Source organism: Cohnella massiliensis, assembly GCF_900169535.1.
GTDB lineage: Bacteria > Bacillota > Bacilli > Paenibacillales > Paenibacillaceae > Cohnella > Cohnella algarum.
Map to the genome: position 1 here is coordinate 1,611,279 of NZ_LT821259.1, position 19,643 is coordinate 1,630,921.

The 19,643-nt window shown below is 57.4% G+C and carries 24 protein-coding genes; all 24 read left to right on the forward strand.

What is annotated here, in order from left to right:
- Positions 1-60: 60 nt before the first annotated feature.
- The 24 genes from B7E11_RS21260 to B7E11_RS21370 all read left to right on the forward strand — a co-directional run bounded on the left by B7E11_RS21260 (position 61) and on the right by B7E11_RS21370 (position 19,047).
- Positions 61-663, forward strand: coding sequence for a genetic competence negative regulator (locus B7E11_RS21260; RefSeq protein WP_080838606.1), 603 nt, complete (start codon positions 61-63; stop codon positions 661-663).
- Positions 664-862: 199 nt separating this feature from the next.
- The gene (gene prsW / locus B7E11_RS21265) at positions 863-1,582 is read left to right on the forward strand and encodes a glutamic-type intramembrane protease PrsW (RefSeq protein ID WP_080838610.1); all 720 of its coding nucleotides are present in this window, start codon (positions 863-865) and stop codon (positions 1,580-1,582) included.
- Between the two features lie 31 nt (positions 1,583-1,613).
- Complete coding sequence (locus B7E11_RS29710; protein ID WP_176220844.1) at positions 1,614-1,766, forward strand: hypothetical protein; 153 nt, start codon at positions 1,614-1,616, stop codon at positions 1,764-1,766.
- 128 nt (positions 1,767-1,894) lie between these two features.
- On the forward strand, positions 1,895-3,262 hold the full coding sequence (ypeB, locus tag B7E11_RS21270) for a germination protein YpeB (RefSeq protein WP_080838612.1): 1,368 nt from the start codon (positions 1,895-1,897) through the stop codon (positions 3,260-3,262).
- Positions 3,263-3,405: 143 nt separating this feature from the next.
- Positions 3,406-4,062 carry a flagellar brake protein gene (locus tag B7E11_RS21275; RefSeq protein WP_080838615.1) on the forward strand — a complete coding sequence of 219 codons (657 nt, stop codon included), beginning with the start codon at positions 3,406-3,408 and terminating at the stop codon, positions 4,060-4,062.
- Positions 4,063-4,066: 4 nt separating this feature from the next.
- Complete coding sequence (locus B7E11_RS21280) at positions 4,067-4,258, forward strand: hypothetical protein (protein WP_080838619.1); 192 nt, start codon at positions 4,067-4,069, stop codon at positions 4,256-4,258.
- A gap of 128 nt (positions 4,259-4,386) precedes the next feature.
- Entirely contained in the window at positions 4,387-5,091 is a 705-nt protein-coding gene (gene cmk / locus B7E11_RS21285) for a (d)CMP kinase (RefSeq protein WP_080838622.1), read from the forward strand.
- A 3-nt stretch (positions 5,092-5,094) separates the two neighbouring features.
- Positions 5,095-5,673 carry a lysophospholipid acyltransferase family protein gene (locus B7E11_RS21290; RefSeq protein WP_080838626.1) on the forward strand — a complete coding sequence of 193 codons (579 nt, stop codon included), beginning with the start codon at positions 5,095-5,097 and terminating at the stop codon, positions 5,671-5,673.
- A 159-nt stretch (positions 5,674-5,832) separates the two neighbouring features.
- Positions 5,833-7,038, forward strand: coding sequence for a 30S ribosomal protein S1 (gene rpsA / locus B7E11_RS21295; protein WP_080838629.1), 1,206 nt, complete (start codon positions 5,833-5,835; stop codon positions 7,036-7,038).
- 141 nt (positions 7,039-7,179) lie between these two features.
- Positions 7,180-7,809: a hypothetical protein gene (locus B7E11_RS21300; protein ID WP_080838632.1), complete on the forward strand. Its 630-nt coding sequence runs from the start codon at positions 7,180-7,182 to the stop codon at positions 7,807-7,809.
- A complete protein-coding gene (locus tag B7E11_RS21305) occupies positions 7,809-8,723 on the forward strand; it encodes a YIEGIA family protein (RefSeq protein WP_080838635.1) in 915 nt (304 codons plus the stop codon). Before B7E11_RS21300 ends, B7E11_RS21305 begins: the two co-directional genes overlap by 1 nt.
- Positions 8,716-8,895 carry a capping complex subunit for YIEGIA gene (locus B7E11_RS21310; protein ID WP_080838638.1) on the forward strand — a complete coding sequence of 60 codons (180 nt, stop codon included), beginning with the start codon at positions 8,716-8,718 and terminating at the stop codon, positions 8,893-8,895. Before B7E11_RS21305 ends, B7E11_RS21310 begins: the two co-directional genes overlap by 8 nt.
- A gap of 98 nt (positions 8,896-8,993) precedes the next feature.
- Positions 8,994-10,316, forward strand: a complete 1,323-nt coding sequence (gene der / locus B7E11_RS21315) for a ribosome biogenesis GTPase Der (RefSeq protein WP_080838641.1) — start codon at positions 8,994-8,996, stop codon at positions 10,314-10,316.
- Between the two features lie 11 nt (positions 10,317-10,327).
- Positions 10,328-10,945 (forward strand): glycerol-3-phosphate 1-O-acyltransferase PlsY, encoded by a 618-nt coding sequence (plsY, locus tag B7E11_RS21320; protein WP_080838644.1) that lies wholly within the window; start codon positions 10,328-10,330, stop codon positions 10,943-10,945.
- A complete protein-coding gene (locus tag B7E11_RS21325; RefSeq protein ID WP_080838646.1) occupies positions 10,935-11,987 on the forward strand; it encodes an NAD(P)H-dependent glycerol-3-phosphate dehydrogenase in 1,053 nt (350 codons plus the stop codon). The genes plsY and B7E11_RS21325 overlap by 11 nt, the downstream gene beginning before the upstream one ends.
- A gap of 90 nt (positions 11,988-12,077) precedes the next feature.
- A complete protein-coding gene (locus tag B7E11_RS21330) occupies positions 12,078-12,353 on the forward strand; it encodes a stage VI sporulation protein F (protein ID WP_080838647.1) in 276 nt (91 codons plus the stop codon).
- 157 nt (positions 12,354-12,510) lie between these two features.
- Entirely contained in the window at positions 12,511-13,128 is a 618-nt protein-coding gene (locus B7E11_RS21335) for a nitroreductase family protein (RefSeq protein WP_080838649.1), read from the forward strand.
- A 144-nt stretch (positions 13,129-13,272) separates the two neighbouring features.
- Complete coding sequence (locus tag B7E11_RS21340; RefSeq protein WP_080838651.1) at positions 13,273-13,452, forward strand: DUF2768 family protein; 180 nt, start codon at positions 13,273-13,275, stop codon at positions 13,450-13,452.
- 29 nt (positions 13,453-13,481) lie between these two features.
- The gene (locus B7E11_RS21345; protein ID WP_080838653.1) at positions 13,482-13,775 is read left to right on the forward strand and encodes a 2Fe-2S iron-sulfur cluster-binding protein; all 294 of its coding nucleotides are present in this window, start codon (positions 13,482-13,484) and stop codon (positions 13,773-13,775) included.
- 28 nt (positions 13,776-13,803) lie between these two features.
- Positions 13,804-14,421: a nucleotidyltransferase domain-containing protein gene (locus B7E11_RS21350; protein ID WP_080838654.1), complete on the forward strand. Its 618-nt coding sequence runs from the start codon at positions 13,804-13,806 to the stop codon at positions 14,419-14,421.
- Complete coding sequence (locus tag B7E11_RS21355; protein WP_080838658.1) at positions 14,399-14,758, forward strand: 2Fe-2S iron-sulfur cluster-binding protein; 360 nt, start codon at positions 14,399-14,401, stop codon at positions 14,756-14,758. Before B7E11_RS21350 ends, B7E11_RS21355 begins: the two co-directional genes overlap by 23 nt.
- Positions 14,759-14,775: 17 nt before the next feature.
- Entirely contained in the window at positions 14,776-15,531 is a 756-nt protein-coding gene (locus B7E11_RS21360; RefSeq protein WP_080838660.1) for a DUF3939 domain-containing protein, read from the forward strand.
- A gap of 257 nt (positions 15,532-15,788) precedes the next feature.
- Positions 15,789-17,267: a stage IV sporulation protein A gene (gene spoIVA, locus B7E11_RS21365; protein WP_080838661.1), complete on the forward strand. Its 1,479-nt coding sequence runs from the start codon at positions 15,789-15,791 to the stop codon at positions 17,265-17,267.
- Between the two features lie 562 nt (positions 17,268-17,829).
- The gene (locus B7E11_RS21370) at positions 17,830-19,047 is read left to right on the forward strand and encodes an IS4 family transposase (protein WP_080838664.1); all 1,218 of its coding nucleotides are present in this window, start codon (positions 17,830-17,832) and stop codon (positions 19,045-19,047) included.
- Positions 19,048-19,643: the final 596 nt, after the last annotated feature.

Consider the following 19,643-nt stretch of genomic DNA (forward strand, 5'->3'; position numbering starts at 1 on the left):
ACATTATATGCCACAACATACGCTGTTATCACCCATCGGTGGGGGAAGGAGGATCCTGTCATGAGGATGGAGCGGCTAAGCCAAGACAAGATTAGGATTTTCCTTACGTTTGACGATTTGACCGAACGCGGAATTCAAAAGGAAGATATGTGGCGAGAAATTCCGAAAGTGCACGAACTATTCAGCGAGATGATGGATCAGGCGTACAACGAGCTTGGATTCGACGCTTCGGGACCGCTGGCGGTCGAAGTGTTCGCGATGCCGGCTCAAGGCATGGTCGTCATCGTCACCCGCGGAAAGCTCGATCGGGATGCGGATTCGTCCCCCGAGGAAGAATTGGACGAAGACGTTTACGAAATGGAAGTGACGCTCGAACAGAGCGAAGCCATCATATATCGTTTCCGCGACATCGAGCACGTCATCGATGCCGCCAAAACGCTCAGCGGACGGCTGACCGACGAAGGCCGGATGTACCGTTACCAGAAGGACTGGGTGCTTTGCTTCGACCCTGCCGGCTGGGAGAACGGCGCCTACCAAGCCTTGATCGCCGTGCTGGCTGAATACGGAGAAGCGTCCACGGTTACGCCGGCGGTGCTCGAGGAATACGGCCAACTGGTCATCGCTTCCGAAGCGGTCAAGACGTTGGCGGAGCATTTTGCCTAAACATGAAGCCCCTTGTCTTGCTTTGCAAATCGTTGCATGCGGAAAATGACGGATATTGCCCGAATGACGGCTACGTTATTTGGACAATATCCTTTTTTGTTTAAATTTCGATTAAATATTTCGGAACCTTTTCCCAAGCGGGTGCTTGAATCCGAAGGACGTTGTATAATGGTTACAACGAAGGGAGGGAGGACGTAAGGTGACGATTTTCTCGCTGGTCGCCGCGGCTGTCGCGCCAGGAATCGCTTTGCTTGCCTATTTTTACTGGAAAGACCGCTACGATTCGGAACCGTTATCGATGGTGCTCAAGCTGTTTCTGACCGGCATCCTGATCGTGCTGCCGATCATGATCGTGCAGCGCGCGCTCATGATCTGGCTGGGAGAATCGCCTTTTACGTTCTCTTTCATCGTCACTTCGGCCGTCGAAGAGTTTTTCAAATGGTTCGTTTTGTACCATATCATTTACAATCATACCGAGTTTGACGAGCCTTACGACGGCATCGTATACTCGACCGCCGTGTCGCTCGGCTTCGCGACGCTGGAAAACGTGCTCTACGCCTTCCTCGAGCCGGTGACGTTCGGCACGCTGCTCGTGCGCGCGCTGCTGCCCGTGTCCGGTCACGCCTTGTTCGGGGTGTTCATGGGCTATTCGCTCGGCCGAGCCAAATTTTCCCACGGGGCCCGAACCCGGCTTCATCTGTGGATGGCGTTTTTGCTGCCCTGGTTTTTGCACGGGCTTTACGACTTTTTGATGCTGACCGTGTCCCGTTCGTGGATCTGGATTTTCGCGCCGTTCATGTTCATTTTGTGGTTCGGCGGCATCCGCAGCGTCAATCGGGCCAACGCCCGCTCGCCGTTCGGCATCCTGAAACGGGACGACGAGGTTAAAACGTTCTCGACCCGTCCATACTCTGAATGACAATATCAGATGAGGAGTGGACGCGAGGTTCATGACGGCGGTACGGGTCAAAGTAGTCATCCGCTGCAAGCAATGCGGCGAAAAATTCGTCCTGAGAGGGCGCAGGGAACGGGGCCGCGTCGATACCGGCTTCAAGCAATGCATATGCAACAACGCGAACGATTTCGACATTTCCGAGGAATAGGCGGCGCTTTAAGCGCCCGCAAGCAAATGCTTTAAGCGCCCGCAAGCAAATTCCGTGCATAAAGCCGATCTCTTTGTCCCACACTAACGCCACTAAGTAGTCTGGGAAAGAAAGGGGTCGGCTTTTGCATGTATGCTCGACTTAGCTCCGTTCTGTTTCCGATCGCCGCGCTTTTGTTCGTCGGGGCGCTGTTGTGGGGATATCAGGAACATCAGGAAAAAAACGCGGTTTTAATCAAAGCGGAAAACCAGTACCAACGCGCGTTTCACGACTTGACCAATCATATGGGAAAGCTGCACGACGAGCTCGGGCAATCGCTGGCTGTATCGTCCGCATCGCAAGGAATACAGCGAAAAAGCCTCGTGAACGTCTGGCGTCTGACGAGCGAGGCGCAAAACGAAATCAATCAGCTTCCGCTCGCGCTGCTGCCGTTCAACAAAGCCGAACAATTTCTTTCGCGAATTTCCGATTTCGCCTATCGGACCGCCGTCCGGGATTTGGCCAAGCAGCCGCTTTCCGACGATGAAATGAAGACGATGAAGTCCCTTTATGCGAAAGCGGAAGACATCAATAACGACCTCGGCAAAATGAGGGAGGCCGTCTTGACGGACCGCCTGCGGTGGATGGACGTGGAAGTCGCGATGGCGAGCAAGGACGAGCCTCACGACAATACGATTATCGACGGCTTCAAGGCGGTCGACAAAAAAATCGCCGCGTACCCGGAAAACGACTGGGGACCGTCGTCGATGTCCGCCGACCGGAAGAAGACGATGGCGGCGCTGTCCGGAAAGCCCGACGCCAGCGAAGAGCAAATCAGGCAAAAGGCGCTGGAGTTTGCCGGAATGACCGTTCAATCGGGGGGCGGGCATGAGATGACCGTTACGGAAAACGGCAAAAACACCGATATGCAGACGTATTCGGTGCGCATGAAAACCGCGGAAGGCGGCAACGTCGAACTGGATTATACCCGCAAGGGCGGCGAGCTGCTCTGGTTCATGAACACGCGAACCGTCAAGGAGCGCAATCTCGACACGGCCGGGGCCAAGGCGCAGGCCGCCAAGTTTTTGGAAAGCCACGGCTACGAAGGCATGACCCCGGTCACTTACGACGAGTACGATCATGTGGCGGTGTTCACGTTCGTAGGCGAAAAGGACGGCGTCCGCGTCTACCCGGACAAGGTCACGGTGCGGGTGGCTCTCGACAACGGCGAGACGGTAGGGTTGCAGGCCGCGGACCACGTATTCGCCGGCAAGACGCTCTCCGCGAGCAAGCCGAAGATGAAGATGGAGGAAGCGCGAAAAGGGCTTCACCCGGACTTCGAGGTTCAGGACCATCATTTGGCCGTCATCGAGAACGAAGAAGAAAAGCAAGTGCTCTGCCACGAATTTACGGGCAAAATCAACGGAAGCAGGTATCGGATTTACATGAATGCCGATACTGGTATCGAAGAGGAAATCGAAATGTTGCCCGATTCGGCAAAAGCGATTTTGAAATAATCGGCTCCGGTTCGGGAAGCTGTCTGCCGCGACGCGCGCGGCAGGCGGCTTTTTTCGCGAGGAGGCGTACCTAATCTTCCGCGGCGTGGTATAATCGAAAGGTATATTTCGCCTTTCATCAAATCGCCCATGGAGGGGTCAGGGTGCTCCCGAAAATCAACCAGACGATATTCATTCATCCTGCGTCGGCCGAAGGCGCCGAAAGCGGAACCGTTACCCTGCGCTCCCGGCTCGCCGATGCCGACGAACGGGCGCTGTTTATCGAAATTCCGCTCGTGGAAGAGACGAGAAAGCTGTACCGGGCGGAAATCGGCGAGGAGCTGCGGCTGTTCTACTTTACGGCCGATGGGGTCAGGCATCAGTTCGTTTCGAAGGTGACCGGCTTTCGCAAGGACGCCGTCATGCTCGTCGCGATCCGCAAGCCCGACCCGCAGGAAATTTCCAAAGATCAGCGCCGAAGCTTTCTCCGGGTCGAAGCCCAATTGGAAACCGCCATCCGCATCGGCGACAAAATCCGGTTCACCGCGCTGACGGAAGACGTCGGGGGCGGCGGATTGTCCTTTCGTTGCGAACGGAAATTTCCGCTCACGCCGGAAATGAAGCTCACGGGCTGGCTGCTGATCCCGTACCGTTCCGGAACGGTTTCGCACGCCAGCTTCGAAGCCGAAGTCGTGCGCGTCGTGCCGGAGGAGCCGAACCATCTGAAAGCGATGGTCAAATTCAACGATATCCAGGATTCGGAACGGCAGAAAATCATCCGCTACTGTTTCGAAAGGCAGCTGGATTTTCGCAAGGAATGATCTCATGAACGAACGCCCGAACGAAAAAACGGCTTTTATCCGGTGGACGAGCCGCATCGAGCGGGGCTTGCTGAGGACGGCGGCCGCGCTGGCCGCGGCGCTGCTGGTCGCCCAGCTCCTGCTGCAAATCCCTTCCGTCCGGCACTTTCTCTCGGGAGCGGAATCGCATGAAGGAATCGTTTACCATACCCGTTGACGCCTTTTTGCGGCATGCTTTTTTTGCATCTGCCAAAGGGGTGTGGTATAATTTTCTCGAATGCAAGCAGGCCGCGCCTGCTGCTTTTTTCTTACGGTTGTGTTGAGTAGGAGGACCTTTCATACCCCATGAATCCACATTCGACGTTTCCCATCAACATCGCGATAGACGGTCCCGCCGGCGCCGGCAAGAGCACGGTTGCCAGACTGGTCGCCGACCGGATGCGATATATTTATGTGGACACCGGAGCCATGTACAGAGCGGTTACCTTTATCGCCTTGCGACAGGGGCTCTCGCCTGACGATTCGAAGCGGATCGGGGAGCTCGCGGAGCGTTTGGATATCGTACTGCTTCCCGGCGACGGAGGACAGCGGGTGCTGGCCGACGGAGAGGACATCACCTCGCAAATCCGCTCCCTGGAAGTCAACCGCAACGTTTCGCGGGTTTCGGCCATCGAGGCGGTCCGGCTTCGAATGGCGGATCTTCAGCGGCAAATGGCCAAATCCAAAGGCGTTGTCATGGATGGAAGGGATATCGGCACGCATGTGCTGCCCGACGCAGAGCTTAAAGTGTTTCTCACCGCTTCTCCGAGAGAGCGGGCGCTCAGGCGTTACCGCGAGATGGGCGAAGCTCCGCTAGTCACCTTGGACCAACTGGAGCATGAAATTTCCGAACGCGACCGAATGGACCGCGAACGCGAATTCGCTCCGCTCGTTCAGGCGCTCGACGCCAGGTACATAGATTCCACCGGGCGATCGATCGAGGAAGTCGTGGACGAGATCGTCGAATGGGGGCTTAAGGCTTCAAGAACCATTTCCGCGGGGGAGAAGTAAAGGATGTTATACCGGTTCAGTCGGGCGTTGCTTCGAGTTCTGTTCGCGGCGCTTTACCGTTTCGAAGCGCGGGGGATCGGCAACGTTCCGCTCGAAGGTCCCGTCATTCTGGCGAGCAATCACAAGAGCGTCATGGATCCGATCGCGCTCGGGATCGCGGTTCCGAGACAGATCCATTTTATGGCGAAGTCGGAGCTGTTCGGAATTCCGCTGTTCGGAGGGCTCATTCGCAAGCTGGGCGCATTTCCCGTCAAACGCGGCGGCGTGAGCAAGGAAGCGATCCGGAACGCGATCGATTTGCTGCAGGACGGCCGCGTCATGGCCATTTTCCCGCAAGGAACCCGCAACGAAGATATCGGGATGGGCAAGCGGGGAGCCGTGACAATGGCGCTTCGGTCCGACGCGAAAATCGTTCCCGTCGCCCTCATCGGCAATTATCGCCTGTTCCGGAAGATGATCGCCGTTTACGGGACTCCGATCGACTTGAAAGCGTCGGCGGCAGCGGGCGTGGACATGGAAGCCGCCACGGAGGACATGATGTCGCGAATCCGCGAAATGGCTTCGACCGGACGGCCGCGATAACGGGCAAGCAAGACGATTTGCCGGCACTTATATCGATTATCTTTCGAACGCCCTTTTTTACAGCCGTCATTTGGTTTAAGATTAGAGATGGGATCGATTTAAACACCGCCAAACCTGCGGGTTTAAATAAAGCTGTGGTAGAACTGAGGAGGTATTTTCATGTCTGAAGAACTGAATGTCCAGGAAACGGCGGCCGCCGAAACGGTCAGCCAGGATGCGCTTGAGAACATCGTATCCTTGAAAAAAGGCGATACCGTGAAAGGAACCGTCGTTAAAATCGATGATAACCAAGCTTTCGTAAGCCTTGGATATAAATACGACGGAGTCATTCCGCTGCGGGAACTGTCTTCCGTTCAATTGGATAACGCATCCGACGCCGTGCAAATCGGCCAGGAAGTCGAGGCGAAAGTCGTCAGCATCGACGACGACAAGGAGAAGCTGGTCCTCTCCAAACGCCAAATCGACAGCGCCCGCGCATGGGACGAACTGCAAGCCAAATTCGATAGCGGCGAAGCGTTCGAAGTGACGGTCGCCGACGTCGTCAAGGGCGGCCTTGTCGCCGACGTGGGCGTTCGCGGCTTCATCCCGGCTTCGATGGTCGAGCGTCACTTCGTCGAAGATTTCAGCGGCTACAAAGGCCGCGCCCTTCGCGTTAAAGTGAAGGAGCTAGACCGCGAAAACAACAAGGTCATCTTGTCCCAGAAGGACGTTCTGGAAGCGGAATACGAGGAAAAGAAGCAGCAAATCATGGCTTCCCTCGAACCGGGCCAAGTGATCGAAGGAACCGTTCAACGCCTGACGCCGTTCGGCGCGTTCGTGGATATCGGCGGCATCGACGGCCTCGTTCACGTATCCGAGATCGCCTGGACGCACGTCGCCCATCCGGCCGACGTCGTTTCCGAAGGCCAATCGGTCAAAGTCAAAGTGCTTAAAGTCGATCCGTCGATCGGCAAAATCAGCCTGAGCATCAAGGCCGCCCAACCGGGTCCGTGGGAAAGCGCCGCCGGCAAATTCAACACCGGCGACATCGTAACCGGCGTCGTCAAGCGCCTTGTCAGCTTCGGCGCGTTCGTTGAAATCGCGCCGGGAGTCGAAGGCCTCGTGCACATCTCGCAAATCGCGCACCGCCATATCGCGACTCCGTTCGAAGTGCTGAAAGAAGGCCAGGAAGTGCAAGCGAAAGTGCTGGACTTCAACCCTGCCGAGAAACGCGTCTCCCTTTCCATCAAGGAAACGGAAGAAGCGCCGCCTCGCGAAGAGCGCGCTCCCCGCGCTCCGAAGCAAGAGTCGAACCTCCCGGCTCCGGAAAGCATGAGCTTTACGCTCGGCGAGAAGTTCGGCGACAAGCTGAGCAAATTCAAATAAGAAGTTGTCCCCAATCCATAACCGTCCCGAAGCAGGAAACTGCCTCGGGGCGGTTTTTTGTCTTTCGGGTCCGAAAGGCGAAGGCTCGCCGTTATTTTCAGAGCATACTAACGGCAGGAAAGCAGGGAAGGAGTTTTCCATATGCCTGTTTGGTTTGCGGCGGGAATCGGCTGGCTCATCGCATCGGTTTTATGGTGGAGCGGCTGGCGGAACGAATTGGCGGAAGGGGTGCCCGGCCGCTGGGCCGGCCTGTATTTGGCCGGCTGGCCGTTCGCCTGCGCGGCGGCATGGATGGTCCCTGACGGATTTTCGTTGAACGGCTCGTTTGGGTGGACGGTCATGTTTGCGCTCGCTTTATTTGGCCTGATGGATGCGGATCAGAGGTGGATGAGCCTTGCGGCGGCGATGTTTATCGCGGCGGCCGTGCTGTTTCTCTTCAGCTTGGCGTCGATGTCGAAGGGGGAGAAATTCGACGCGTTTTCGCTTGCGGCCGTCGCCGCCGGGATTGTCGCCGCGACGATGCTCGGTACCGCCGTCGAGCAGCTTGCGGCGGTATTCCTGGGCTGCCTGGCCGCTTCGCTCGCCATGTCGGGTTTGTTCGGGCAAACGTGGTTTCAGCATTCGGACGCGGCCGGATCGGTCGGGATTCACCCGTGGTGGCTATCCGTTTTTGCGGCAAGATCGCTCTCGCTCGTTTTAAGGTTTTTATCGAACCGCTTCGGCGGGCGGGAAAACCCGGACGGTTGGGACGAAGGAGGAGAAAAGGTTTGATGTTGCATTGGATCCGCGATAATATCGCGTTGTTCGGAGTCGGTTTGGGCACCTTGTTCGGCGTGTTGTCCCGGTTTGTTATGCTCCGAAGCGATTACCGCCAATATCCGGCCTACCCGCACGGACGCATCATTCATTCGGCGCTCGGACTCATTGCCGGCGCGCTGGGAGCGGTCGCGGTGCCGGCCCTGCTCGACAAAGACTATACCGCGATAACGTTTTTGGCGCTTGCCGCCCAGCAGTTCCGGGAAGTGCGGAATATGGAGCGGAACACGCTGACGGCGATTGACGAGCTGGAGCTCGTGCCCCGGGGCGCGGCTTACATCGAAGGCATAGCCGTCGTGTTCGAAGGAAGAAACTATTTGTCGATTTTGGCCGCTTTTTTGACGAGTTTGGCGGTAAACGTTGCGGCATGGTGGACCGGCATTATCGTCGGTTTGCTCTATTTGGCGCTCATGCTCCGGTTTCGGAACGGGAAGACGCTCAAGGATGTCGCCGACATCGAGCTTGCCGACATCAAGCTGGACGGACCGAACCTGTATGTGGGGGAAGTCTATATGATGAACGTCGGCCTAAATGACAATCGCCGGATTATCGCGGAGCAGGGCATCGGCTTTCTCATATCGCCGAAATCGGACGATGCGAAGGTGACGCTCGCGAATTTGGGACAGCGGCAGGCGATTTTGCACGATGTGTCGACCCGGCTCGGCGTCTACAGGGACGACGGGGATCCGGCTTTGCTGCCGCTCGCGAAGCTCAGGCTGCCGACGGGCCAGCTCGGGCTCCTCGTTTTGCCGAGGGAGCGCGATCCGGAGAAAGCGATGAAGGCCGTGACCGGAGTGCCGCTGCTCGAAGCGGCCGTCCGGATGCCGACGGAAGCGAATCGCCGAAAAGGGAGCGTGCAGCATGGCTAGAATCAGCGCGATCGTCACGACGCGGAAGGAGGAAACGGCGGGAGGCGCTCCGATCTTCTGGACGCCGGACCGCGAGAAGCTGCAGACACTGGCCAATTTGCTCGAAAAGGTGCTCGATTGCGCGGCCCATCAGCTTCATGAGGATTTGATCATTATCGTGGACCGAAATTGACGGGCTTGGCGCGGAATAACCGTTAGCCAAGGCGAAATATTTTTGTTATGATGTAGGCTGAGTGTATCGAGGTTACCAATTTTGAGGAGTGAACTTGAATGGCAAGACCCGTCATCGCCATCGTGGGTCGGCCGAACGTAGGCAAATCGACGATTTTCAACCGGATAATCGGCGACCGGCTGGCAATAGTGGAAGACAAACCGGGAGTAACGCGCGACCGGATATACGGAACGGCCGAATGGAACGGCGTCGCTTTCAGCGTCATCGATACGGGCGGTATCGAAATCGACGGCGAAGACGGCCTGCTGAGGCTGATCCGCATGCAGGCGGAACTTGCGATCGAAGAAGCCGACGTGATCGTCTTTATGGTCGATGCCAAGTCCGGGCTGACCAATGCCGACGAAGATGTGGCCCAAATGCTGTTTCGATCGGGCAAGCCCGTCGTGATCGCGGTTAACAAAGTGGACAATTTTCAGCGCATGGACGATATATACGAATTTTACGCGCTAGGCTTCGGAGATCCGGTGGCGGTATCCGGCGCTCACGGCATCGGCATCGGCGATTTGCTCGATGCGGCGGTGTCCAAGCTGCCGGCGAAGGAGGACGAGCATTACGACGACGACGTCATCAAGGTCGCGCTGATCGGACGGCCGAACGTAGGCAAGTCGTCGCTCGTCAACGCGATTTTGGGAGAAGAAAGAGTCATCGTCAGCGACGTGGCGGGAACGACCCGGGACGCGATCGATACGCCGTTCGAGAAGGACGGCCAGAAGTACGTCCTGATCGACACCGCCGGCATGCGCAAGCGCGGCAAAGTGTACGAAACGACGGAGAAATACAGCGTCATGCGCTCGATGAAGGCGATCGAGCGGGCGGACGTCGCGCTTATCGTCATCAATGCCGAGGAAGGCATCATCGAGCAGGACAAGCATATCGCAGGATATGCGCACGAACTCGGCAAAGCCTCCGTGTTCGTCGTCAACAAGTGGGACGCGGTGGAAAAAGACGACAAAACGATGCAGCAGTTCACGAACGCGCTGCGCGATCATTTTCTTTTCATGCATTACGCGCCGATCGTCTTTTTGTCGGCGCTTACCAAGCAGCGCTTGCATCGCCTGTTTCCGGTCATCGACCGCGTCGCCGAACAGCATGCGATGCGGATTCCGACGCACGTCTTGAACGACATCGTCGCGGATGCCGTCGCGGTAACGCCGCCGCCGACCGACAAGGGCCGCCGCCTTCGCGTCAACTATGCGACGCAGGTGTCGGTCAAGCCGCCGACGCTGCTCGTGTTCGTGAACGATCCGGAATTGATGCATTTTTCTTACGAGCGGTATTTGGAAAACAAAATTCGGGCTGCATTCGAGTTCGAGGGGACCCCGCTTAGGATCTACACTCGCCGCAAGTCCGATCAGGAATAGGGGAGACGGAAGTGTCGGGTGTAATCGCAGCGATAGTCGTCAGTTACTTGTTAGGATCGATTTCGTTCAGCATTCTCGTGGCGAAATGGCTGCGCAAAATCGATATCCGCGACCACGGAAGCGGCAATGCCGGCGCCACCAATACGCTGCGGGTTCTCGGCAAAGGACCCGGCATCGCGGTGTTCGTTCTCGATATCGCCAAGGGCGTCGCCGCCGTGTTCATCGGCCGCGCGCTGATGGGGGACGAGTACGGCTGGCTGCCGGTCGCGAGCGGCCTGGCCGCCATTGCCGGTCACAATTGGCCCGTGTTTTTCAAGTTCAAAGGCGGCAAAGGAATCGCGACGACGATCGGCGCGATGGCGACGCTCGCCCTCGTGCCGTCGCTGATCGCGGGAGCGGTCGCGATCGCCGTGATCGCCGCCACTCGCTACGTCTCGCTTGGCTCGATGCTGTTCGCGGCGTTGCTGCCGATCATCGCCGCGATCGGCGGATTCGACCGGTCCGTCGTCTGGGGGGCGGTCATCGTGGCGGTGCTGGCGATCTTCCGCCACCGCAAAAACATCGTCAAGCTGCTGAACGGCACGGAAAACAAGCTCGGAAGCAAAAAGGAGGAGCCCCATGGCGCCTAAATCGGTTGCCGTGCTGGTTGCCGGCAGTTGGGGGACGGCGCTGGCCCGCGTGCTGGCCGACAACGGCCGCTCCGTTACGCTATGGACGAGGAGCGAGGAGCAAGCCGCCGAAATTCGCGAATCGCACCGCAACCGCAAGTATTTGCCGGAGGCGCAGCTGCCCGAATCGATGACGGCAACCTCGGACATGGCGATAGCGCTGAAGGACGCGGAAGCGGTTTTGTTCGTCGCGCCCTCGGCCGCGATGCGCCAGGTAGCGGCCGATGCCGCTTTACATATTCGACCGGACGCGCTTGTCGTCCATGCGACGAAGGGCTTCGAAGGGGAAACGCTCAAGCGCATGTCGACCGTCATCGCCGAAGAGCTTGGCCGTCCGGAGGAACAAATCGTCGTGCTGTCGGGACCGAGCCACGCGGAGGAAGTGATCGAGCGCCATCCGACGACGGTGGTCGTCGCCTCCCGCTCGAAGGAGCGCGCGGAGCAAGCCCAGGATTTGTTCATGAACGACAACTATTTCCGCGTCTATACGAATCCGGATATCGTCGGCGTGGAGACGGCCGGCGCCATCAAAAACATCATCGCGCTCGGGGCGGGGCTTTCCGACGGACTCGGCTTCGGCGACAACGCCAAGGCGGCGCTCATTACCCGCGGACTCGCCGAAATCGGCCGGCTCGGCGAGGCGATGGGCGCAAAGGCGCTCACGTTTGCCGGCCTGGCCGGCGTCGGCGATTTGATCGTCACTTGCACGAGCAAGCACAGCCGCAATTGGCGGGCCGGTTCGATGCTCGCGCAAGGCCTTCGGCTGGAAGAGGTGCTGGAGCGCATGGGAATGGTCGTCGAAGGCGTGCGAACGACGAAGGCGGCATTCCGGCTGGCGCAGCGTTACGGCGTGGAGATGCCGATTACGCGCGAACTGTACAAGGTGCTGTTCGAGGGGAAGGCGCCCGAAGAGGCGGTCGGCGCCTTGATGGGCCGGGTCCGCACGCACGAAATCGAGCCGGCCGCCCTGTCGGCATCCGAAGGGGACGAACAACGCAATTAGCGGATGCATAGAAGGCTGGCGCCCCAAGCCCTCACCGTTTTCCTCCTCTCCTCATAGGATACATTGCAGAAGATCCGGAGGAGGGAAACGATGGACAAGAAAATTTCCAAAGATATTTTGAATACTGTCAACAAAAAAACCGGCAAAGCGATTTCCGAATCGTCGATCAAAAAAATCGCAAGCCACGTAACGCCGAATACGCTGCAAAGCGAGGCGCAGATCCGGCAGCTCGTCAAGCAGGTTTCGGCGATGGCCGGCGTGCCGGTTTCGGAAGAAACGACCCGCGAAATTATTTCCGCCGTCAAAAAAAGCGGAATGAAATTGGATAATCTGGAAAGCCTCATGAAAATGATGATGAAAAAGTAGTCGCCCGGCCGCTGCGGGAACCTCCTCTTCCTTGGAAGAACGAGGTTCTTTTTTTTCCGAATAGCGCCCGCATCGGCGGGAAAAATGAAATCGATCGGCCCGGGAACGGATCGCGGGCCGATGACGGTCATTCAACCGACAGGAGGTAGCGGATCTTATGTCCCATACGGCAACGGCAGCCGATTTTTTGACGGCCGTCAAGGCGAGGCGCTCCTATTACGCGATCGGCAAGGAATCGCCCGTTTCCGACGAGCGGATCCATCAGCTGATCGAAGAAGCGGTCAAGCATACGCCTTCGGCATTCAACTCCCAGAGCACCCGGATCGTGCTGCTGCTCGGGGCGCAGCATGACAAATTGTGGGACATGACGGAGAACGTCTTGCGGGGCATCGTCGGCGACGAGAGCAAATTCCAGTCGACGAAGGAAAAGATGGACTCTTTTCGCAACGGACACGGAACGGTGCTGTTTTTCGAGGACCAGGAGGTCGTCAGGCAGCTTCAGCAGCAATTTGCCCTGTACAAGGACAATTTTCCGGTTTGGTCCGAGCACGCTTCCGCGATGCACCAGTTTGTCGTTTGGACAAGCCTGGAAGCCGAAGGGCTCGGGGCGTCTTTGCAGCACTACAACCCGATTATCGACGACGAAGTGAAACGGACGTGGAACCTTCCGGACAGCTGGAAGCTCATTGCGCAAATGCCGTTCGGGAAGCCGCTGGCAGCCCCCGGGGAAAAAGAATTCCAGCCGCTCGAGCAGCGCGTGAAAGTGTTCAAGTGACGATCGTCCGCGAATGAACGGGCCAGCCGGTCGGGTTTCCGATCCGGTTGGCTTTTTTCGTGCTAAGGCCCGGTTTTATTTTTCCTCGTTAAAATGTTATAATATTTACCGTTTTGTAGGGTTAATCGGAAAGGAACGGCGCACATGGATCCAATGACGAAAATGTGGGTATCGTTTGTCGGAATCGGCCTGATGATCGTCTCGGCCATTCTCATTATGTTCGCCCGCGCCAAAACGAAGGGCATTATCCGTTTCGTCCTGTCCCTTGTTTCCTTCGCGGTGTTGATGCTGGGGATGATTTTCGGACTCTTTTCCATCATTTAAAATGTTTTTTGAGAATTGGAGGGTCAGGCATGCTGACGTTAACCGGACGAACCCTCACCCGAACGGCCGAGCCGCCGGTCGGCTCGACGCTGCTCGAAGCCGCCGTCAAGCTCGGCGTCGATTGGCAATTCAATTGTTCGCGAGGAACGTGCGCGCGCTGCCGCTGTCTCGTCAAGGAAGGCCGGGAGTTGCTTGCCGAGCCGAACGACGCGGAATGGAACCGTTTGGATCCGGAAGAGCTGGAGGAAGGCTACCGCCTCGGGTGCCAGGCCGTCATCGAACGCGCCGGCACGATCGCGGCGGTGAATCGGACTTATTTTTGAATTTCGCATCCGGAAAGAAGGGAATGCCTTGCTAACGCCGAATCTGGAACTCGCCGCGGAACGGTTGGCCGAATTGACGAGAGACTGCGGCGTACGCTGGATTGTGGGCGGCAGCGCGGCGCTTGCGATGCGCGGGGCGGAATTGGGACGTCCGCCGAGAGATTTGGATATTTACGCGGACGCGCAGGATATTCCCGTTTTGCATCGCCGTCTGAGCGAGGCGGCGCTCGACCGTCCGACCGAGGATCGGACGGGCCGCTACCGTTCCGTCCTGTCCCATTACGATCTGATGGGAACGACGGTGGAGCTGGTCGGAGCGTTTCGCGTCGGCTCGAGAAACTCGGTTTACAATACGGAAGTCGCCGCCATTTTGTATCCGATGAGCGATCGGGTGCGGCTTGCGGCGGGAGAACTGGCGCTCGCTCCGCTCGGGCACGAGCTGCTCTTTAATTTGCTGCGGGAGCGCTACGATCGGGTGGAGACGGTCGCGGGGCTTATCCGCGCGAATCCGGAGGCGCATCTCGCGGGGCTTCGCCGTTTGCTCGAACGCAACCGGTTGGCCTCCGACGTCGCCGAGGAAGCGCGGCGATTGGCCGGAATCGGCGAGAAGGGGGATCGCGCCGATGACGCGCCGCGAATTCGTTAACGCCGTGTTTCTGCCCGACGGCCAATCGGTCAAAGTCCGTGCCGGCACGACGGTCCTGGAAGCGGCGCGCAAGGCGCGGGCGAACGTTCGGACCCGCTGCGGCGGCGTGGCCGGCTGTTTGATGTGCAAGGTTTCCGTCGACGAAGCGAACCGGTCCGGTTTGAGCGAGCCGACGGCGGCGGAGCTGCGGAAATTGGGACCGCTTGCAGGGCAGGGAACGCGTTTGGCCTGCCAGGCCAGACTGCTCCGGGATGCCGTCGTGCAGGTGCCCGAGGATCCGCTCAAGGCGGCCATACGCAAAAAATTGGCCGAACAGGCGGAGGAAGATTTGTGGTGAAACGTAGGGGGAAGACGATGAGGATTTCGTTTGGGAAACGGATCGGGCTCTTGCGGCGCGCGGCAGCCTGCGGATTGGCAGCCCTTGTTCTGCTGTCGCTCGGGGGATGTTTGTATCCGGACGACCACACGCCTGGCGGCAGCGCTTCGGCCCGCGAAGCGGTGAATGCGGTGCAGGACGCGGTGGACCGGTATCAGGCTTCGACCGGCCTGCTGCCGATCGTGACGGCGGACGAGACGGTGCCGATCTACGAGAAATACAAAGTGGATTTGGCCAAGCTGCAGCGAATGGACTATTTGGGAAGCATTCCTCGGGTCGCCTTCGAAAACGGCGGCAAGGACCAGTTTCTCCTTATCGACGAAGAAACCGATCCGACCGTCAAGCTGCTCGATTTGACCGTTTACCAGAGCGCGTCGGACGTACAGAAAAAAGTAGACGAATACGTCAGCAAGCGCGGCGGAGAGGTCCCGCTGGGCGAACAGCTGTATCCCGGGTTTTACGTGCTGGATTTTGCCAAGCTCGGGACCGGCGAGCCGGATATTCGCAGCATGTTTTCCGGGCAAAGCCTCGCCTTCCTGACGGACGAACAAGGGACGGTGTACCTCGACTACGGAGCCGACATCGCGACCGCCGCCGCCAAATCGGAAACCGATCCCGGTACGTACGACGATCTTCGCCGCTTGCTGGCGGAAGCCTCTTATTACGTCCCGGTCAAATCCCCCGTCTACAAATGGGTGGAAGGCGCGCCTCAGGCGACGCGCGAACAAGTCTAGCAAAACGAAGCTTGCCGCTCTCCGATTTTTCGGAGGGCGTTTTTTTGCGTACGGCGACATACGCGTTGCCCGGAATACATACAATCATGGGGGAACGAGCGCGACTTAAGGAGTTTGCGTTGCGCACGAATTTTTTGTTCAGCCGTCATAAACGGAATTTTCCCACATACTATTTTACTAGTCCAAGTTCGTGTACGAGTTCCGTCGCGCTGACGGATTCACGCAGGCTTCGCGATTAAGCAGGGGAGGGAATCGAAGTGGAAAAAGTGGACATTTTCAAGGATATCGCCGAACGCACGGGCGGAGATATCTACCTCGGGGTCGTCGGCGCCGTCCGGACAGGCAAATCGACCTTCATCAAGCGGTTTGTGGAAACCGTGGTGCTGCCTAACATTACGCACGAAGCGGATCGCGTCCGCGCGATCGACGAGCTTCCGCAAAGCGCGGCGGGCCGTACGATTATGACGACGGAACCGAAATTCGTTCCGAACAATGCCGTTCAGATCAAAGTGGCGGAAGGGCTGGAGGTCAACGTCCGGCTCGTGGATTGCGTCGGCTATACCGTCGAAGGGGCGAAAGGCTTCGAAGACGAAAACGGCCCGCGGATGATTACGACGCCCTGGTTCGAGGACGCGATACCGTTTCAGGAAGCGGCCGAAATCGGGACGCGCAAGGTCATCCAGGAGCATTCCACGCTCGGCGTCGTCCTGACGACCGACGGAACGGTCGCGGAAATTCCCCGCAGCGCCTATATCGAAGCGGAGGAACGGGTCGTCCAGGAGCTCAAGGAAGTCGGCAAGCCATTCGTCATGGTGGTCAACTCGACCCGGCCGCGCAGCGAGGAAGTGCAGTCCCTTCGCAGCGAGCTGTCGATCAAATACGACATTCCGGTCATCGCGCTCAGCGCCGCCACGATGGGCGAGGAAGAGGTCATGAGCGTGCTGAGGGAAGTGCTGTACGAATTCCCGGTGCACGAAGTGAACGTCAACCTGCCGAGCTGGGTCATGGTGCTGAACGAGAAGCACTGGCTGCGCGCCAGCTACGAAAATTCCGTTCGGGAGACGGTCAAGGACATTCGCCGGCTGAGGGACGTCGACCGCGTCGTCTCGCAGTTTATGGAATACGATTTTATCGGCCGGGCGGGGCTCAGCGGCATCAATATGGGCCAAGGGGTAGCCGAGATCGACCTGTTCGCCCCCGACGAGCTGTACGATAAAATTTTGCAGGAGGTCGTCGGCGTCGAAATTCGCGGCAAAGACCATTTGCTGCAGCTGATGATGAGCTTCGCGCACGCCAAACGGGAGTACGACCGCTTCGCGGAAGCGCTCGAGATGGTCAAGACGACCGGCTACGGCATCGCGGCTCCTTCGCTGGCGGAAATGGCGCTCGACGAGCCAGAGCTTATCCGCCAGGGCTCCCGCTTCGGCGTCCGGCTGAAGGCGACGGCGCCGTCGATTCACATGATCCGCGTCGACGTCGAATCCGAATTCGCGCCGATCATCGGCACCGAGAAGCAGAGCGAGGAGCTGGTCCGCTACCTCATTCAGGATTTCGAAAAGGATCCGATCAAAATATGGGAATCGGACATGTTCGGACGTTCCTTGCACTCGATCGTGCGCGAAGGCATTCAGGGCAAAATCGCGATGATGCCGGACAACGCGCGCTACAAGCTGCAGGAGACGCTCGGCAGGATCATCAACGAAGGCTCGGGCGGCCTGATCGCCATTATTCTGTAAACCGAACCCCATACGATGTTTTGAACCGCGCGGAGGGAGACCTTTGCGCGGTTTTTTGATTCAATTCTCAACCGTGCGATAGCGCCCGGGCAAGCTTGCGGGCACAGGCGCGCGCCGCTCGCGCTGCGGGAACGTTCTCCGGCAACACCCCCATCCGCTTCGGGAGTCAGCCCTGCCCACCGCGGCCCGGTTGAGGCATGGTGACACAACTTGCCCCGCCAACCGCAACCGGCTTTACGTACTTGAGTCAAAATGACTCCTCTCCGCCCTCCGTACGAACGCCGCTGTAATCCTAACGGTCTATGCCAGATTCACCGCATTTAAATTACACGGTTTGCTTGCCGCGCCGGTTCCGCTCGGCCGAAGGATGGAAAGCCGCTGGAGCGGAAAACCCGGACAGGAACCATTAAGCCGCTTGAAACTTGCGCGTTGAAACCTATGTTGGATTTTATCCACTACGTATGCAAAAAACCTGACATGAAGCTAGCCAAAATAAAAAAAGTCTCCTAATGTAGAGGAAGCAGACAAAATTGCCCATTTCCCTACAAAGGAGAACTAACCCATGGGCAATATACACCAAAAAACGGTTATGCGCAAGTGTTTAAAAGAACTTAAGCTCCATATGGGAAAACTTCCTTTGGCGGATCGCTATGCGAAGAAATTGACGATCACCGCGGCCATCCTGTTATGTATCGAGGGGGAAATTCAACAGCGAAGGACCTTGGAAGATATTCAGCTCCATTTGGCTACCGATCCCTATCTTCAAGAACTGACTGGCGTGTCTTCCGTTCATGCCTCGACGCTGAATCGAAAGCTGGCGAAACTGCCCTTGGAATACTTGCAGTGCATCTTCAATCGATTAGCCTCCCGACTGCAACAACTGATGCCAGGCGCCAAGGGAGTTGGTCATTTGGGTAAACTGGCCCCTATCGATTCAAGCAGTTTCCTTCTTCCGTTTGTGTTTGGCGATTGGGCCTTTTATCAGGATCGAACCAAGGGGGTGAAGATGCACACTCGGCTGCTATGCTTGGACGAAGAAAATCCCTTTCCGGACCGGATCGTCTTGTCCACGGTTGGGGTCTCTGATCAGATGGCGGTTGATGAGCTCGTGACACGCAAGGATCTGACCTACATTTTGGACCGGGGCTACGTGAATTACACGCGCTTTTGTGCATGGGCGAAAGACGGCATTACCTTTGTGGCCCGACTTAAAACGACCAACACGTTCACGGTATTGCAGGAGCACCCTGTGAAGGCCGACACGCCGATCCTGCGGGATGCAACCGTCACGATCTACGACAAGAAGACGAAAACCCATCGGCCGTTTCGCTTGGTGGAGTTCCAGGACGAGAAGGGTCGGACCTACAGGCTGCTGACCAACCGCTTCGATCTTAGCGCCGCGGACGTAGGGGAAGTCTATCGCTGCAGATGGCAAATTGAGTTGTTTTTTAAGTGGATCAAGCAACACCTGACGACGATCACCTTTCACAACCATGATCCGAATGCCGTATGGGCTCAGTTGTATCTGGGCGTCATTAGCTATCTGTTGTGCCAGCTCGTGCATCGGCAAACGCCGAACAAGTTGACCCTGTTTAACTTTGTTCGTTATTTGCGTCATTACAGCCAATACCCGTGGAAGCGGTTCGTCGCCATCTTGAATAAACCTACGGAACGAACCAGTCGGGGAAGGCAAAAGCGAAAACAAGCCAAGACCGTCCCTCGGATTCAACCTGGCAGAGGCAAAAATGAACGTGAGGTTGTGAAGATTCTAGTCCCGTAACGAAACCATTTGGATCCAAACCTTTTTTTGGCAATTTTTTCTGCGATTCCTCCCCTGTTGCTCGTTTTTCCTCTCCCCATCCAAACGACATGTAAAATATTAGGTCAAAGGAAATAATAATGACAAACCAACTCGGTACTGGATTTCGCGTTAGGTTTATTGCATGTATAGTGGATTTTGTCCAATCGGCGAAGCGAATAACGAAGTATATTCGATCTACAGTGGATTTTATCCAACGAGAAACGACCATTTCGACCGGAAATGAATGAAATCGGCTCCCCCGATTGGACGAAATCCAACGTAGACAAAACGTTTCACGAAAAAGCCGGTTTTGATTGGATAAAATCCACTGTAGGCACCCTGAGCTGGATAAATCAAGGCAGTGGGGGCATTGCGAAGGCGGCATTTCGGGAATCTTGCGGACAGCAGAGCCGTTGTTTCGGTTCGAGCGGGTCTAATAGCAGAGTATTGCAAAAGCGTGCCCTGTGCCGGGAACGCCGTATCGAGCTCATCTACGGGGCGGGGGGAGAGGAAGGCGGGGACGGGAGAAGGTGGCGAGTACGGCTGTTGAAGGGGGCACGAGAAGAAGGTGGCGA

What these genes read in the sequence shown, in the direction of transcription:
- B7E11_RS21260 (WP_080838606.1), top strand. Translation starts at nt 61, where the DNA reads ATGAGGATGGAGCGGCTAAGCCAAGACAAGATTAGGATTTTCCTTACG.
- B7E11_RS29710 (WP_176220844.1), top strand. Translation starts at nt 1,614, where the DNA reads ATGACGGCGGTACGGGTCAAAGTAGTCATCCGCTGCAAGCAATGCGGC.
- ypeB (WP_080838612.1), top strand. Translation starts at nt 1,895, where the DNA reads ATGTATGCTCGACTTAGCTCCGTTCTGTTTCCGATCGCCGCGCTTTTG.
- B7E11_RS21280 (WP_080838619.1), top strand. Translation starts at nt 4,067, where the DNA reads ATGAACGAACGCCCGAACGAAAAAACGGCTTTTATCCGGTGGACGAGC.
- cmk (WP_080838622.1), top strand. Translation starts at nt 4,387, where the DNA reads ATGAATCCACATTCGACGTTTCCCATCAACATCGCGATAGACGGTCCC.
- B7E11_RS21290 (WP_080838626.1), top strand. Translation starts at nt 5,095, where the DNA reads ATGTTATACCGGTTCAGTCGGGCGTTGCTTCGAGTTCTGTTCGCGGCG.
- rpsA (WP_080838629.1), top strand. Translation starts at nt 5,833, where the DNA reads ATGTCTGAAGAACTGAATGTCCAGGAAACGGCGGCCGCCGAAACGGTC.
- B7E11_RS21300 (WP_080838632.1), top strand. Translation starts at nt 7,180, where the DNA reads ATGCCTGTTTGGTTTGCGGCGGGAATCGGCTGGCTCATCGCATCGGTT.
- B7E11_RS21305 (WP_080838635.1), top strand. Translation starts at nt 7,809, where the DNA reads ATGTTGCATTGGATCCGCGATAATATCGCGTTGTTCGGAGTCGGTTTG.
- B7E11_RS21310 (WP_080838638.1), top strand. Translation starts at nt 8,716, where the DNA reads ATGGCTAGAATCAGCGCGATCGTCACGACGCGGAAGGAGGAAACGGCG.
- der (WP_080838641.1), top strand. Translation starts at nt 8,994, where the DNA reads ATGGCAAGACCCGTCATCGCCATCGTGGGTCGGCCGAACGTAGGCAAA.
- B7E11_RS21325 (WP_080838646.1), top strand. Translation starts at nt 10,935, where the DNA reads ATGGCGCCTAAATCGGTTGCCGTGCTGGTTGCCGGCAGTTGGGGGACG.
- B7E11_RS21330 (WP_080838647.1), top strand. Translation starts at nt 12,078, where the DNA reads ATGGACAAGAAAATTTCCAAAGATATTTTGAATACTGTCAACAAAAAA.
- B7E11_RS21335 (WP_080838649.1), top strand. Translation starts at nt 12,511, where the DNA reads ATGTCCCATACGGCAACGGCAGCCGATTTTTTGACGGCCGTCAAGGCG.
- B7E11_RS21340 (WP_080838651.1), top strand. Translation starts at nt 13,273, where the DNA reads ATGGATCCAATGACGAAAATGTGGGTATCGTTTGTCGGAATCGGCCTG.
- B7E11_RS21345 (WP_080838653.1), top strand. Translation starts at nt 13,482, where the DNA reads ATGCTGACGTTAACCGGACGAACCCTCACCCGAACGGCCGAGCCGCCG.
- B7E11_RS21355 (WP_080838658.1), top strand. Translation starts at nt 14,399, where the DNA reads ATGACGCGCCGCGAATTCGTTAACGCCGTGTTTCTGCCCGACGGCCAA.
- B7E11_RS21360 (WP_080838660.1), top strand. Translation starts at nt 14,776, where the DNA reads ATGAGGATTTCGTTTGGGAAACGGATCGGGCTCTTGCGGCGCGCGGCA.
- B7E11_RS21370 (WP_080838664.1), top strand. Translation starts at nt 17,830, where the DNA reads ATGGGCAATATACACCAAAAAACGGTTATGCGCAAGTGTTTAAAAGAA.